This window comes from Paenibacillus sp. PK1-4R (assembly GCF_030369595.1).
GTDB lineage: Bacteria > Bacillota > Bacilli > Paenibacillales > Paenibacillaceae > Paenibacillus.
On record NZ_CP126535.1, the window covers coordinates 1,080,689 to 1,096,076 of the forward strand.

The window sequence follows — 15,388 nt, forward strand, 5'->3', positions numbered from 1 at the left end:
GAGGTTGTTCAAAATTCCGTTTATGAACATGCACTATAAAGGAGTGAGTGATCTTGAAAGAAACTCAGTTAACGTTGGCTGATGCATTTAATCAGGCAGACTTTATTGTAGGCGGTCACGGCAGTCGCCAAGTGAAGGTGCTTCAGAACGTACTGGAGCAGATCGATGGGGAGTTGTTTAGTGACCACTACGGCAACGGCCCCCTCATTGAAGAATTTCAGCAACAGATGGCTGACGTTCTCGGCAAGGAATCGGCGGTGTTTTTCCCAAGTGGAACGATGGCGCAGCAGATTGCATTACGGATCTGGTGTGACCGCAAAGGGATAAAGCGAGTAGCTTACCACCCTCTGTGTCATCTGGAAATCCATGAGGAAGACGGATTGAAAGAGTTACACCAGATTGAATCGATTTTGCTGGCGGACAAGGATCGTTTGATTCGTTTGGAAGATGTACAAGCGCTTGACCAGGACATTGCCTGCCTGCTGTTGGAACTGCCACAACGCGAGATTGGTGGGCAATTGCCAGCATATGAAGAACTGGAAGCGATCTCGGCCTATTGCCGTGAACGCGGGATTAAGCTGCATCTGGACGGGGCACGCCTGTTTGAGATTACTCCCTATTATCAGAAAACACCTGCGGAGATTTGCAGTCTGTTTGATACGGTGTATGTGTCCTTTTACAAAGGCATTGGAGGCATTGCGGGGGCCATATTGGCCGGCGACACGGATGTGATGCAAGAGTCCAAAGTATGGAAACGGCGGCACGGCGGAGATCTGATCGGCCTGTATCCGTATATTCTGAGTTCTCAGTATTATTACAATGAACGGATTGGCAAAATGGAGCTGTATTACGAGCAGGCTCAAGAACTCGCCTCTCTACTGAATGCGTGTCACGGGATACAAACGTTGCCCGAGGTACCTGTATCAAATATGTTCCATGTACACTTTGCGCTCGCTGCTGCCGAAGTTGAACCCATTCTTGTGCAAATGGCTCAGCAGTATGGCATAGGAATGACTTCATATCTGAACAAAACAAGTGGGAACAGCTGCGCCTTTGAATTGTCTACGGGTGATCGTTATGAGAAAATTCCCCAGGATAAACTGCGTGCAGCACTGGAATGGCTGGATCAAGAGTTGCGTAAACAAGTGAGATAAAAAGTTGATTTTAATGTTCGACTCTTTTTTGGGTAAGGTGTTGTGCTTCAAGCAGAACTATTGAATTCACAACGGCTGATCAGTGGGGAAAAGTACCTTAAGGGGGATTTCAAGTGACGTCAATAGAATTGAAACCGATTCGTGATCTTTTGGTGAAAGCCTACGATACGACAATGGGAGAAGGATGTACTCCTGAGACGCAACAGAGCATTGAGGATTTTGAGCAAAAGTATAATGTGAAACTGCCGGGAGCGTATCGTGCACTTTTACTTGAATTCGGTGCATGTAACTTCGGCGACCCTGCCTTGTATTCGGTGAAAGAACTGAGCTGGGCTTATCCCGAGTTTCTGGAAGCATACCGTGAAGTTGAGAAAGAATATGAGCTGCCAGCTGACCTCCAGCCTTTCCCGATTGGTGGATTTGGTGAAGGAAGTATGGCTATACTGGATCAAAGTTCAGGCAAGGTGCTGATGTTGATCCACGATGCAGGGGAAACTCCTCTGCGGGAGATTGCTGTGGACTTTAATGAATTAATGACAATGCTGGCTGAGTCGGCAATCTGGGTTCAGGAACAGATGAATTAACAGGGTAGACGGAAGGATGCGCAATCGGCTTATGGATATCCGAAAGTTAAGATACTTTATCACTGTGGCAGAAGAACTTCATTTCCACCGTGCAGCGGAGAAATTAAATATGACACAACCACCCCTGAGCCAACAGATTCAGAATTTAGAGGAAGAGCTTGGTGTGAAGCTGTTGGAGCGCACGAGGAAAATGGTTCGTCTCACCCCGGCAGGTGCCGTCTTTCTGGAACAGGCCAGACTTATCCTGGCCCAACTCGATCGATCCATTCAGCTTACACAAAAGGCAGATCAGGGTATCATCGGGCATATAACCGTAGCTTTCGTGGATTCGGCTTCGGGGAGCATTATGGTGGATGTCCTTAGGAAATTTCGCGCTGCATATCCGCAAATTGAATTGACGCTGCGTGAGATGACTTCGTCCCAACAATTGCAGGCACTGGAAGACGGACAGATCCATATTGGATTTTTGCGATATCAGGAAGATACTCGTCATGTCTCGTTCCGCCCCTGTCAGATGGAAACGTTGATTGCCGTATTGCCAGATCATCACCCGTTGGCTTCTCAGACTCAAGTTTCGATTCGAGAACTGGCCGATGAAGATTTTATTTTATTCCCACGGCATCTGGGTTCTCCGTTCCATCGTCTCGTTCTGGATTATTGTAGGGAGCATGGCGTAGACCCTCGAATTACGCAGGAAGCGATTCAGATGTATACGATTGTAAATCTCGTTGCGGCGGGCATGGGCATTTCTATTGTTCCTTCTTCGGTGGATGTGTTCCAGCGGAAGGGTGTAGTCTTTCTTCCATTAGAAGAAAATCCGCCCTCCGTACCGTTGTACACGGCATGGCGGACGGATATGAATCAGGAAGTGGTTTCCCGCTTTATGAGCATTGTTGAGGGGGAATATGAGTTGCACTAAAGGTTATTTACACTTACACTGCGATGACAGAACAACCTTCCAATCGCTGTTATCCCCAGATTTTTTCGATCCCTTTTCTCAAGGGGAAAATCTGGTGATAAAGGCGAGGTGTATGCTTTCGAAGTAGCTTTCTTGCAGAAAGCTTTTAGCTCCGCTTTTTCAGGTTTTTTCTGTCCTCTCCGTTATCGTGTAAATGATTAGTTCAACTTAGTATGTTGTGAGTAGTAAAAAAAGAAACTATCCCGTCTTGGTTGGATTACGCTCAATCCACGGATTCAATATTTCATCAATACGAGTCATGATGGCAGAGTCCAGTTTCACACCGGAGGCTTTTACATTTTCCAATACCTGCTCGGGCCGGGATGCACCGATAATGACGGAACTGACATACGAATGTTGTAGAACCCACGACACAGCGAGTTGGGGGAGCGTTAGACCAATCTCTTTAGCGAGTGGAACAAGCTGTTGCACAGCGGTAAGAACATCTTCACGTAACCACTGACCAGCCAGTCTATTGAAAAAGGGTGCTCCTGCCTCAGCAGCTGCACGTGATCCGGTGGGCAACGCTTCGTTAGGCGCATATTTGCCCGATAGTATACCCTGAGCCAGAGGAGACCATGTAATCTGTCCAAGTCCTGCTTGGTCGCTTGCAGGCACCACTTCTTGCTCAATCACACGCCACAACATCGAATATTGGGGCTGACTTGCAATGAAGGGTATATGAAGTTCCTTCGCCAAAGCGGCTGCTCGTGCAATCTGATCTGCGTTCCATTCACTTATGCCAATGTAATGAACTTTGCCCTGACGTACCAGATCGGAGAATGCCAGAAACGTCTCTTCCAGCGGAGTGTTGTAATCATAACGGTGAGCGTAATAGACATCGATATAATCCGTCTGTAGCCGCCGTAATGAACCATTGCAGGCTTCCATGATGTGTTTACGTGAAAGTCCACGGTCATTATGACCTGTGCCGGTTGGGTGACAGACTTTGGTGCACAGTTCAATACTTTCTCTTCTTACATCCTTAAGAGCCTGTCCCAGTACGGTTTCTGCCTTGGTATTGGAGTACACGTCTGCGGTATCAAATGTAGTAATGCCTGCCTCCAATGCAGCCTGAACACAAGCTTCTGCTATACCATCCTCGACTTGCGCTCCATGCGTAATCCAGTTGCCGAGTGAAATCTCACTGACGGTTAATCCACTGTTTCCTAATTTGCGATATTCCATTCATGTCGCCTCCCTAAGTCATCTGGAATCCATTGTAGCAATGGCAGATTAATAGGTGAAATATCTTTTAACCTCATCTTTGATACGAAAAAAGTATCAGTGGACCTACATTTTCTCATGGATGTATTTGCGATAGAGGGCAGGCGTAATCTCCTCAAACTTTTTGAATATTTTGATAAAATATCCCGATTCATTAAATCCCAACTCATCACTGATCTGTGAGACAGGCATGTCGGTAACCTCAAGCAATTGCTTGGCCCACTTAATCTTGAGTTTTGCCAGGTAGGTGGTGAAGTTCTCACCCGTTTCCTTGGCAAACAGTCTGCTAAAATAACTCGGACTCAGGTGGCATAGATCGGCCATTTGTTTGAGCGAAACTTGCTCGCTTTTGTGACTGTGAATGTATTCAAAAGCAGGCTGGAGCACTGGACTGGAGCTTTCCGTGTCACTTGGGCTATTTTTGAGATAGGCATCCGCTATCGCATTGGTCATCTCTTTTTTGATCGACTCAATATTGCGAATGGAGTACCCAGGAAGAATGGTGGAGAGGTTTAGAGACTCCTGATTGCCTGAAGCTTTCTCGAACATTTCAACTAACAGATTTTTGTTAAGCGCTTCTTCCACAATGTAGTTGCAGAGCAGGGATAACATGTTGGAGATTTTCACAATCTCTTCATAGGTCATCACAGGCAGCTGGGCGTAATCGTCCTTTAATTCCTCCAGCTTGGCTGCATGCATGGGTACGTTTTTGGACGTGACAATTTGCTCCAAGTCACTACCCTTTTCCGGATCGGCGAGTTTCACTTGTCCTGCCATGACGGCGCCGATATATTTGCCATCAATCGTGATCGGAATCGCGATATCTATAATATTGAAATGGCATAAATACACATAAGGCTCATTTAATCGAACCGCTTCCAGACCACCGCGCGAATCACATTTTTGGCAGTAGGGGAGCAGCTCCGGGTCTTTACGTACATTCTGGCAGAAGGCCTGACAGCTGCTGTGACTGGTTACGGGAATGCCTTTATAATCAACGGTTAGGATCGCCAGTTTGGTTACTGTTGCGAGAGAATCTTGTAGACGCTTCCATTTATTAAGGTCGAGAATTTTGTTGATATGCAGATATTGTTTGATCATTGGTGCAACCTCCATAGGCTAACCTGAATCATAATTTAGGCCGTTAAAAGTTAGCAAGTTGTACATATTAAGATGTAATGATGACGGGTAATGTATAATGGGAGGTCAAAATTCAACCATCTCATGACAATAAGATACCATGATTGTGCCAAAAAGCAAAAAATTACGATTGTAAATTATAATAATTTGTTATCAAAGTCCACTGTAAACCTGCTGCTCATGCGTTATATTAAGGTCAATTGTAAGAAATTAAAATTTGATGTAATCACTACACCCATTCATATCATTAGGAGGCATATATTATTATGAGAAAAGCATTTATCAGCCCAACCAAATATGTACAAGGCGAAGACGAATTGTTGAACCTGGGGTACTTTGTTAAATCCTTCGGAGAATCTGCCTTGCTGATTGCACATCCGGATGATGTACAGCGTGTCAAAGCAAAGCTTGATGCAACAGCCGAGAAATTTAATATTACGTTTGTTGAAAGCGGTTTTAAAGGGGAATGTTCCCGTGAGGAAGTTGCTCGTCTGCAAGCGATCGCGAAGGAAAAAGGATGTGACTCTACCATCGGTCTTGGTGGTGGTAAAGCCATTGATGCGGCTAAATGTGTAGCAGAAGGCGAAGCACTGATCATCTGCCCAACGATTGCGGCAACAGACGCACCGACAAGTCACTCCGCTGTATTGTACACACCGGATGGTTCTTTTGATGACTATGCTTACTTCAAACAAAGCCCAAGTGTGGTACTCGTTGATACAACGGTAATTGCTAATGCACCAACACGTTTCCTCGTATCCGGTATGGGAGATGCGCTCTCTACATACTTCGAAGCAAGAGCAACAGCGAAATCCTATTCCCGTGTAAACGCAAGTCTGCCAATGGGTTCCCGCGAAGGATATACACCATCTGCAGTCGGTACTAATGCGGCACTTGCATTGGCAAAACTGTGTTATGAAATGCTGCTGACTGACGGTGCAAAAGCAAAAGTAGCGAGTGACAGCAACGTTGTGACACAAGCGCTGGAAAACATCGTTGAGACGAACATTCTGTTGTCTGGTCTTGGATTTGAAAGTGGTGGTCTGGCCGCAGCACATGCGATCCACAACGGCTTGACTGTTCTGGAAGGCACACATCATTTCTTCCACGGTGAAAAAGTATCTTTCGGTACGATTGCACAACTCGTTCTTGAAAATGCACCTACTGAAGAGCTGCACGAAGTCATGGACTTCTGTCTCGAAGTGGGACTGCCAATCAGCTTGGCGGACATCGGTGTAGATACGATTAGTCAGGAAGAGCTGTTGAAAGTTGCCGAGATCGCTTGTATTCCGGAAGAATCCATTCACGCCATGCCGTTCCCGATCACCGTTCCTGAAGTGGCTGCTGCCATTGCAGCGGCTGACCGTATGGGTCGGCAGTACAAAGCAGCTCGCCGGGAGGCCAAATAATGAAGAAAATTATTAACCAAGCCGAACATGTTGTTATGGAAATGTGTAACGGGATTGCGCTTGCACACCCGGAGCTGGAATTTCTGAAAAAATATAAAGTCATCAAACGCAGAGAGATTCAGGCTGATAAAGTCAGCCTTATCAGTGGCGGTGGCAGCGGACATGAACCGGCTCATGCTGGTTATGTCGGTAAAGGCATGCTGGATGCAGCGGTATGTGGAGATGTATTCGCATCTCCTTCCCAAATCCAGGTGTATCAAGCGATTAAAGCAACAGCCAGCAACAAGGGTACACTTCTGATCATCAAGAACTACAGCGGCGACATGATGAACTTCAAGAATGCAGCGCATCTGGCTGAAGAAGATGGCATCGACGTACAATATGTGCGTGTTGAGGATGACATCGCTGTACAAGACAGCTTGTATACCGTTGGACGTCGCGGCGTTGCGGGAACTGTACTGGTTCATAAGATTGCTGGAGCAGCAGCAGAAGAAGGTCGCAGTCTGGCAGATGTGAAATCCGTTGCCGAGAAAGCAGCTCAGAACGTTCGTAGTATTGGTTTTGGATTCACATCCTGTACCGTGCCCGCCAAAGGCACGCCTACATTCGAAATTGCTGAAGATGAGATGGAATTCGGCGTAGGGATTCATGGTGAGCCAGGGATTCGCCGGGAGAAAATCGTATCGGCTGATGAATTGGCAGGACGTATGGTCGAAGCATTGCTCGCAGATATGAAGTTGGATAAGGATGCATCCGCTGAGATTGCGGTGCTCGTGAATGGTTTTGGTGCAACGCCACTGCAAGAACTGTACCTGCTCAACAATTCCGTTCAGCGTGAGCTTGCAGGACATGCAGGTCTGAAGGTCGCTACTACGTTTGTAGGCAACTACATGACAAGTATCGATATGGCGGGTGCATCGGTTACGATCCTGAAACTGGATGAGGAACTAAAAACGCTGTTGTTCAAGGAAAGTGATACACCTGCATTTAAAGTGTCTGGCCCTCCAGTAGCACAAGTGGCGTATTCCGAAGCACTGGAAGCTGTTGTGGGTGAAGACGCTCCCGTATCTTACGAAGTGGAGACGGATGCATCAGCTGCGGTAATCAAAGGCAATCAATTTTCACTGGACAATGTCGTCTATCTGATCGATAAAATGGGTGAGATCATCATCAAGAACGAGGTACCGTTCTGTGAACTGGATTCCCATGCCGGTGATGGCGATTTCGGTATGAGTGTGGCAAAAGGCTTCCGCCAGTTGAAACGCGAATGGAATCACATCATTAACGAAGATAAAAAAGACATCGGATCGTTCCTGGATGCATGTTCCTTGGTCATTATGGAATATTGTGGCGGCGCATCCGGCCCGATCTGGGGTTCGGCATTCCGTGCGGCTGGCAAAGCAGTAGGGGATAAACAGCAATTAAACGTTGCTGAATTCGCTGAGATGATCCATGCAGCTGTACAAGGGATTCAGTCTACTGGAGAGCGTTCCTTCGGACGTGGTGCCGTTGTAGGTGATAAAACCTTGATTGATGCGCTCGTGCCGTGTGCCGATTCCTGGACACAAAGTGCGGAGTCTGGCGATGACTTCAAAACAGCATTTGCCAAAGGTGCAGCAGCAGCCGTTGAAGGTGCGAAGAAAACCGAAGACATCGTGGCACGTATGGGCCGAGCAGGTACTGTCGGCGATCGTAGTCTGGGCTACCCGGATGCTGGCGCGTATGCGCTGGGTGTTATTTTCACAGAGTTGTCCGAGTCGATGAAGTAAAGTCGAGCCTGTCAGCATTTAAATGTGATATGCATTAAAAGTGAAATGGGTAATATAAGGTATAGGTAAAAAGACCGCTCTGGAGCATGGCTTACAGGGCGGTCTTTTTGATATGGAGATGCGATCTCGTGTGCCTTAAATTGGATTCGCAGTTCCAGATAGTGTAATCTGGAGGTTAGGTGCAGATCGGTAAAAACCATTTGAACGAGAAGGGATCGGGATGATTCAATGACGCAAAAAATCTATTATGACTCTGCTTATACAAGAGAGTGGCATACAACGATTACAGGCAAAGTGGACAAGGAAGACGGCGTATATGTCACGCTGGCGGAGACTGCTTTTTACCCGCATGGGGGCGGACAACCTTGTGATCTGGGACAAATTGGCGGCATCACTGTTCTGGATGTGAACATCGAAGATGGTGAAGTATGGCATAAGGTGGAACGCGCCCCTGAACAGAACGAGGTACATTGTGAGCTGGATTGGGAGCGAAGATTCGATCATATGCAGCAGCATACGGGTCAGCATTTGTTATCGGCAATCACTTTGAAGCTGACAGAAGCGATGACGCTCAGTTTCCATCTTGGAACGGAGTATGACACGATTGATGTGGCTGCGCCTGAACTGGGCGCGAATCAATTGACTGCCATTGAACAAGAAGTGAATCGTCAGATCTATCGTAACGCTTGCATCAACACCTCTTGGGTTACAGCAGAAGAGGCCGCACAATTGCCACTGGTGAAGCAACCTACGGTAACGGAGGACATTCGCATCGTCGAGATCGAGGGTGTGGAGTATAACGCCTGCGGTGGAACCCATGTGTCCGCGACAGGTGAGATCGGCATCATCAAACTGTTGAAAACCGAAAAAGTGAAGGGTGGCACACGCATTTATTTCAAATGTGGAACAAGGGCGCTGAATGAATTCACATCCACACAAAACGTGCTCAATAGTATCATGGTTAAATTAAAGACCAGCAAGGACGAATTATTGGAGCGTATTGAGAAAATGGAGCTGGAGCAAAAACAGCTGCAAACCGAGCTGAATGCAGTGAAAACAACGAACGATGCCTATTATGCGGAGGAACTTCTGGCCGCTCGGCAAGGGCTGGTGATTGCTCAGGTCTTTGAAGACAAATCGCTCAAGGATATGCAGAGCCTGGCTACCAAGCTGACGGCAGAACATGAAGGCCTTGTGCTCTTTGCCAGTATCTCAGAGGCCAAAGTTGTTCTGGCACAGAATGGACAGCCGTCTGAATGGGCTTGTGGACCTTTCTTCAAAGGCAATCTTGGAGCCTACAATGGCAAAGGTGGCGGCAGTGAAAAGATGGCTCAGGCAGGCTTTGCCAGCAGTGAAGATGCGCTTGCCTTTTACGAATTCACCAAGGACCAGTTGGGACATCACTGATTCTCATTTTCCTTTACGAAACAGGCGATATTGAAATAGGAGTAATGACAAGCACGTCACATTGTGGCGTGTTTTCCATTGCCAATAGTTGAAGGAGGTTGGAATATGACAGAACGAATTCCGTGTATACGGGAGGGGTGTGCAAATACCATTTTGCCAGCAACGGCTGCCAGAACAGGTGGGTATTGCATGCCTTGCAAGCAGGAGATGGAACGCGAGGAGCGCCAGAGGTACATTGAAGCGAATCGACGTGACGTGAACTTGTATGCAGGTATCACAGACCCGGTCGCAATTTTGAAAATCATGCACAAACCTCAGGTTCGCGATCCACTAATTCGTTATACACCCTATGAACAATCCGAGGAACAGGTATATCTATCTTTGTCTGTAGAGCAACAAGATCAGTTGAAGGATTACGCGATGCAACGGATTCGTACAGGTGATGAAGATACGGGCAAAGACATTCTGGTATATCTGGTCTGCTACCATGATATATCGTTGACTGCCGAAATTCCTGAGCTGCTGGAACAGGAGATCTATTATCCTGCCATTTTGTATAAAAGTGCCTCGGGTGAGGTTCGTGATCGTCTGTTGCAACAGGTGAACACCGATGATGAGAATCGGAACCACATATTGCTCATGCTGGCCCATATCGGAGATGATGTTGTCGTGCAGCAGTTCCAGCAGTGGAGACAATCTCCGCCATCTTGGGCGAGTGAATTGTACGTGGCACCTGAGCATTACACCACTGAAGCTGGTTGGGAGCTTACAAAAGACGGGCAGCGCAGGGAATTATTCATCACCCCAAGTTATTCACTCTATAAAGTAAAAGAGAATGAAGGACCTAACGTGGAGTCAACCGGAGGATCACTCTCGATGCTGACCTCAAGCACCAATTGCTGTCCATGGTGTGGCAATGCGTTAACCACCTTAATTAGTCTGGATGTTAAACATTCCGCTCTGAAGGACGTGTCTTGGCATGCCCAGAGACTTCAGATACAGACTTGCGTGATATGCAGCAGTTACGGTGTGGTTTACATGGAGCTGGACGCAGCAGGGGAACCGTTATGGAGTTCACATAATGTCATGCCTATGGGAATGGACGAGATTGACCTAGACGACTATGGTAAATTTGCACCGGATGTTGGCCGGCTGTTTCGGATTGCGAATGCATCACGTCATGCATTCCATGCCAGTGAGTGGGCGATGGAGCCATCGTTATCTCAGATTGGCGGCCATCCAGGATGGGTTCAAGATGCGGAGTATCCACCATGTCCACGCTGTTCCACGAGAATGAAGGCTGTCGCACAACTGGATTGGGGCGAGGTTGAGGAATATGGTGAGGGTATGTATTACATGTTCATATGTGAGCCGTGCCAGATGACCGCCGTATCGTACCAGCAATCTTGATGGTGAAAGTTAGTAGAAGCTATTATAAGCAGTCATTTTATTATAATATTACACCGCTGTTAAGGTTGGAATGACAGTAGTAGACAGACTATAACAAAGGGGCATCCCGTAAGTTCTTGGAACTTCATGGGATGCCCCTTTGCCCTGCGCAGGATGGATGGGAGATATCTTTTACAGTTAGCCGGTTATGTTATTTATTTAGCCACCAGAGTGAGAATGGGTTGTTTTTCTACGTGCAGAGGCCGCTTGTCGTACTCACACAGTCTAACGAACCTAGCACGTCTTATTGGGTGAATTTGCAGCACTGTAGAATTCTAACGAATCGTAGCCGTGTTATTACTTCTATTGGCAAGGTTTTATGAAGCAATTCAGAGGCTAATTCACCCCATACATACCACCGGCACATTACGGCCCAAACCATACGTTCCGCACATTACTACCTAAGTTACTACTTCGGCGTATGTGCCTCTTCACTACATCCGTCTACAAGTCCGCAGATGCCTGCTTTAACAAACCAGCCAACCATTCATAATCGGGTGTATCTTTTTCCTTGAGCTTGATCGTTTTGCGTTCTTCCGGGCCTTCGAAGATCCCATCGGGTAGATCAAGTCCGGTTGCATGGAAGATGGTGAAAGACACGGCCTGTTTGGATGGCGAGATGACCGCAGCATACTTTCCGTTTTTCAAAAAATGAGGTTTCTTGTATTGCACGCGTTCTTCTACATCAGGGATGGTATCATGCACTAACTCGCGCAATTGTTCAGAGACTTGTATTTGCCAAGGGATCTGAATCTGTTCAATAAACGCAGTAACTTCTGCATTCTTGGTCATACTTGTTCACCCTCCGTATGGATCTGATTGTGTGTTTCCCATTCTGGTCTTAGGATTCCCATCATCAAGCGGTCATAACGCTTACCATCACGATATACAGCTGAGCGTGCCCGACCCTCCAACTGAAAACCAACCTTCTCATAGGAACGGATTGCTTTGGCATTGTAGGCGATGACATCAAGGCCAACCCGGTCCAGATTCATCTCGTGGAACGCATATCGTAAAATAAGATTCAACGCTTCCGTGCCATATCCCTTGTTGCGATGTTCGGCAAGTCCGATGCCAATGGCGAGCTGGCCGCAGCGGTTGTTCCATTCAATGCTATGAATGACGACAAAACCAATCAGCATATCCTCTTTATGCGTGCGAAGTCTGAAGTAAACTTCTTTGTTCTTCGTTTCGCCCTCATCTTCCAACTGTTTCTCTGAATAGGGAATGGCCAGATCAGTATCCACATTCCGAAGGTACTCCGGGTCTTCGTTCCATTGCAGCATGGTCTGCACGTCTTCAGGGCGTGGTGGCGTCATCTTTAATCGTTTGCTATAAAACAGGTTGTCCGTTGTCAGTGTCATAGGGGTCTCCTTTAAATTAAGTTAAGCTTGCTTCACCTTAGTTCCACGTTTAACTCTATGTATATTTCGCAATAGACCTCGCCCCTTTGGCATATGATAGCCTCATCATACTGGAAATTACAGGTGAATCACAATAGCGTATTTTAGTGGATAAAAGTAACCTCTTGTCATAAAACCTGACACGGTAGTAAGATGAAATGATTGATATACATTCAGTGATAGACCCAATAAAAATGTCGGCGGGAGTGGTACGTTTTGGAGATTAAAGTGGATGATTTGAGTGGAGGACAAGTTAAGGCTTTAATTGCAGAGCACTTGCAAGGGATGGCAGCCGATTCGCCTCCAGAGAGTATTCATGCGTTGAATCTGGATGGACTCAAGAAGCCCGAAATTACATTCTGGTGTGCTTGGGAAGGAGACGACTTGCTCGGCTGCGGGGCTATCAAAGAACTTGATCCAGAGCATGCAGAGTTGAAATCGATGCGTACCGCTTCGGCTCATCTGAGAAAAGGCGTAGCGAGAAAAATTTTGGCTCATATTATGGAGGTTGCCACAGACCGTGGTTATAAGCGAATCAGTCTGGAAACGGGCTCAATGGATTCATTTATCCCGGCACGGAAGCTGTACGAAGATTTCGGATTCGAATATTGCGAACCATTCGCAGATTATATATTGGACCCGAACAGCACGTTTATGACGAAAAAAATCTAAAGTGATCTACATGAGAAACCAGATTTCTGTTTTTTACAGGATGCTGGTTTTTTTATTTTGCAACATATCGTACATTTTAAAAGTTGGAAAAAGAGTAGAATAAACTAAATAATACAGCATTAAAGCAACGTGGCCTTGTGACGAAGAATGTGGAGGGAGTCGTGCATGATATATTGGTGGTTCGATCATATGAATCCGCTGTTTGCTGTATTGATATTATGTCCCATCATTGCTGTGGTGCTTGGAGTATGCAGTTATTTTGCCAAATGGTTTAGACTCTGGGGAGCGCTGATTATTTCTTTTATGCTGCCTTTGTTGTATATCGCGAGTGATCTTTCAACAATGGGTAGTAACATAGGCGCTTGGTTCATCTATGGGGCAGTGTACAGTTTGCTCAGCTGGATTGTACATAGATTGCTTCATGCGATTGTGGGGTATAAAACATAGGTTATGTCCATATATGTTTGGGATGAATTGGCCATAAGGAACTTCTGGGCTGATTGATGGACAATAGGGTATACTGGACATTATGTCTATGAAACAAGACAGCATTACAGACGTTTTTTACATCAGGAGGACTTGAATTGGCTCAGACAGAAGGAACACTACAGAAGAAGCTTAAACCAAGACACATCAGTTTTATGGCTATGGGTGGTGTAATTGGAACAGGAATTTTCAAAGGCAGTGCAGAGACGATTGGACTCGCTGGTCCGGGCGTTATTGTCACGTACATTTTTGCTGGATTATTGCTGCTGGTTGTTATGGCCGCGATGGCGGAGATGGCTACGGTGTACAAGAACAAAAATATGAAAGACTTCGTGCAAGAAGCATTCGGTAGCAGAGTATCCTTTGTTATGGGATGGATGTACTGCTTTCTATGGTTATCGGTGTGTGTCATTGAGGTGATTGCTGCCGGGAGCTTTTTGCAGTATTGGTTCAGTGAAGTACCGCTGTGGACGCTGAGTCTGGCTTGTGCGGCGTTCATTATACTTGTTAACCTGCTCAGTGTGGGTGTGTTCGGGGAATTTGAGTTTTGGCTAGCCGGGATCAAAATTGCCATGATCATTATTTTTATCTTCCTGGGTGCAGGGTTGATCTTTGGCATTATCCCAAGTGATAACACCCCTTATCTGCAAAATTATACGCAAGCAGGCGGGTTCTTCCCGAACGGTTGGTCATCGATCTTCTCGGCACTGCTTGTGGTCATGTTCTCTTATGGGGGATCGGAGCTGATTGGTCTGACCCTGACCGAGACGGAAAATGCAGAAAAAGTGATGCCCAAAATCGTGGGCAATTTTATGCTCAGAATTATTCTGTTCTTCACCTTGCCGATTCTCATCATCTGTGGTCTTATCCCGTGGAATGAGATTGGGCCGGAAAGCAGTCCGTTTGTACAAGTGCTTGCCTCCACGGGACTGCCGGGAGCAGCACACATAATGAACTTTATTTTGGTGACGGCAGTTCTGTCTGCTGCGAATTCAGGGATCTATGGTGCATCCCGGATGATGCACTCCATGGCAGTGGGCGGGGAAGCTCCGAAGGCATTGTCAAAGACGAATCGCAACGGTAGCCCTGTTAACACACTTCTGGTGTGCTCAGTAGTTTTGCTCGGAGGTTCCTTGCTTGGCCTGTTCGCGCAGGATCAACTGTTCCGCGTATTGCTCGCAGTTCCAGGGTTTGTCGTAATCCTTGTGTGGATCTGTATTGCCTCATCACAGTTGAAACTGCGGAAGAGATATCCGGTTCAACCGACCTTCAAAGTTTGGGGATTCCCTTATATAACTGGAGTCGTGGTACTATGTCTCAGTGTGATTGCGGTGATGTTTGTGTTTGATGAGGGTAATCGGTTCAGCATTAGCATCTGTCTTGCCGTGCTTGCGTTGCTGATTATCTGGTCCCTGATTCGATTCAGAAGGACGAATGGACAAACAGTTTAGTATGGATGGGTAGTATGCAAATATAGAACAACATGACATCTCGGCGCTTGCGCCGGGGTGTTTTTTTTGTATTCAGTAAGGGAACGGTTTTATTTCGGAATGGGAAGATCTGTTTTTGTTATATCTGGGACAAATTAGGGGTAATACGAACTAGATAAATAAACCGACAGTCTCTACGAAATGATCTGTGTTCACTTTATAATAAAAGCCCATCTGTACATATAAAACTTATAGCATTCTAAACAACAAATATTCGTATAACAACGAAATATATTTAGA

Annotated in this window: 14 protein-coding genes; 10 read left to right on the forward strand and 4 right to left on the reverse strand. The window is 46.4% G+C overall.

The window, feature by feature from the left end:
- Window positions 1–53 precede the first annotated feature (53 nt).
- From QNO02_RS04500 to QNO02_RS04510, 3 genes are all read left to right on the forward strand, one after another.
- Complete coding sequence (locus tag QNO02_RS04500) at window positions 54–1,154, forward strand: threonine aldolase family protein (RefSeq protein ID WP_289391225.1); 1,101 nt, start codon at window positions 54–56, stop codon at window positions 1,152–1,154.
- A gap of 113 nt (window positions 1,155–1,267) precedes the next feature.
- On the forward strand, window positions 1,268–1,738 hold the full coding sequence (locus QNO02_RS04505) for an SMI1/KNR4 family protein (protein WP_289391226.1): 471 nt from the start codon (window positions 1,268–1,270) through the stop codon (window positions 1,736–1,738).
- Window positions 1,739–1,769: 31 nt separating this feature from the next.
- Entirely contained in the window at window positions 1,770–2,657 is an 888-nt protein-coding gene (locus QNO02_RS04510; RefSeq protein ID WP_289391227.1) for a LysR substrate-binding domain-containing protein, read from the forward strand.
- Between the two features lie 237 nt (window positions 2,658–2,894).
- On the opposite strand, the gene QNO02_RS04515 is transcribed toward QNO02_RS04510, so the two are convergent.
- Window positions 2,895–3,884 carry an aldo/keto reductase family protein gene (locus tag QNO02_RS04515; protein WP_289391228.1) on the reverse strand — a complete coding sequence of 330 codons (990 nt, stop codon included), beginning with the start codon at window positions 3,882–3,884 and terminating at the stop codon, window positions 2,895–2,897.
- A gap of 105 nt (window positions 3,885–3,989) precedes the next feature.
- A complete protein-coding gene (locus tag QNO02_RS04520; RefSeq protein ID WP_289391229.1) occupies window positions 3,990–5,024 on the reverse strand; it encodes a PocR ligand-binding domain-containing protein in 1,035 nt (344 codons plus the stop codon).
- A gap of 305 nt (window positions 5,025–5,329) precedes the next feature.
- Between QNO02_RS04520 and QNO02_RS04525 the strand changes: the two genes are divergently transcribed.
- From QNO02_RS04525 to QNO02_RS04540, 4 genes are all read left to right on the forward strand, one after another.
- A complete protein-coding gene (locus QNO02_RS04525; protein ID WP_289391230.1) occupies window positions 5,330–6,472 on the forward strand; it encodes a glycerol dehydrogenase in 1,143 nt (380 codons plus the stop codon).
- A complete protein-coding gene (gene dhaK / locus QNO02_RS04530; RefSeq protein ID WP_289391231.1) occupies window positions 6,472–8,241 on the forward strand; it encodes a dihydroxyacetone kinase subunit DhaK in 1,770 nt (589 codons plus the stop codon). Before QNO02_RS04525 ends, dhaK begins: the two co-directional genes overlap by 1 nt.
- Window positions 8,242–8,469: 228 nt before the next feature.
- Window positions 8,470–9,648 carry an alanyl-tRNA editing protein gene (locus QNO02_RS04535; RefSeq protein ID WP_133386487.1) on the forward strand — a complete coding sequence of 393 codons (1,179 nt, stop codon included), beginning with the start codon at window positions 8,470–8,472 and terminating at the stop codon, window positions 9,646–9,648.
- A 105-nt stretch (window positions 9,649–9,753) separates the two neighbouring features.
- The gene (locus QNO02_RS04540) at window positions 9,754–11,058 is read left to right on the forward strand and encodes a DUF1963 domain-containing protein (protein WP_289391232.1); all 1,305 of its coding nucleotides are present in this window, start codon (window positions 9,754–9,756) and stop codon (window positions 11,056–11,058) included.
- A gap of 483 nt (window positions 11,059–11,541) precedes the next feature.
- Here QNO02_RS04540 and QNO02_RS04545 read toward each other — a convergent pair whose 3' ends face one another.
- Together QNO02_RS04545 and QNO02_RS04550 are read right to left on the reverse strand one after the other, a co-directional pair.
- Window positions 11,542–11,889, reverse strand: a complete 348-nt coding sequence (locus tag QNO02_RS04545; RefSeq protein WP_133386491.1) for a DUF1801 domain-containing protein — start codon at window positions 11,887–11,889, stop codon at window positions 11,542–11,544.
- On the reverse strand, window positions 11,886–12,461 hold the full coding sequence (locus tag QNO02_RS04550; protein ID WP_206105806.1) for a GNAT family N-acetyltransferase: 576 nt from the start codon (window positions 12,459–12,461) through the stop codon (window positions 11,886–11,888). The genes QNO02_RS04545 and QNO02_RS04550 overlap by 4 nt, the downstream gene beginning before the upstream one ends.
- Window positions 12,462–12,716: 255 nt before the next feature.
- Here QNO02_RS04550 and QNO02_RS04555 point away from each other — a divergent pair, with 255 nt between their 5' ends.
- The 3 genes from QNO02_RS04555 (at window position 12,717) to QNO02_RS04565 (ending at window position 15,109) form a co-directional block, all read left to right on the forward strand.
- Window positions 12,717–13,172 carry a GNAT family N-acetyltransferase gene (locus tag QNO02_RS04555; RefSeq protein WP_289391234.1) on the forward strand — a complete coding sequence of 152 codons (456 nt, stop codon included), beginning with the start codon at window positions 12,717–12,719 and terminating at the stop codon, window positions 13,170–13,172.
- A gap of 165 nt (window positions 13,173–13,337) precedes the next feature.
- A complete protein-coding gene (locus QNO02_RS04560) occupies window positions 13,338–13,619 on the forward strand; it encodes a hypothetical protein (protein ID WP_091034594.1) in 282 nt (93 codons plus the stop codon).
- Window positions 13,620–13,756: 137 nt separating this feature from the next.
- A complete protein-coding gene (locus QNO02_RS04565) occupies window positions 13,757–15,109 on the forward strand; it encodes an amino acid permease (protein ID WP_143023596.1) in 1,353 nt (450 codons plus the stop codon).
- Window positions 15,110–15,388 lie beyond the last annotated feature (279 nt).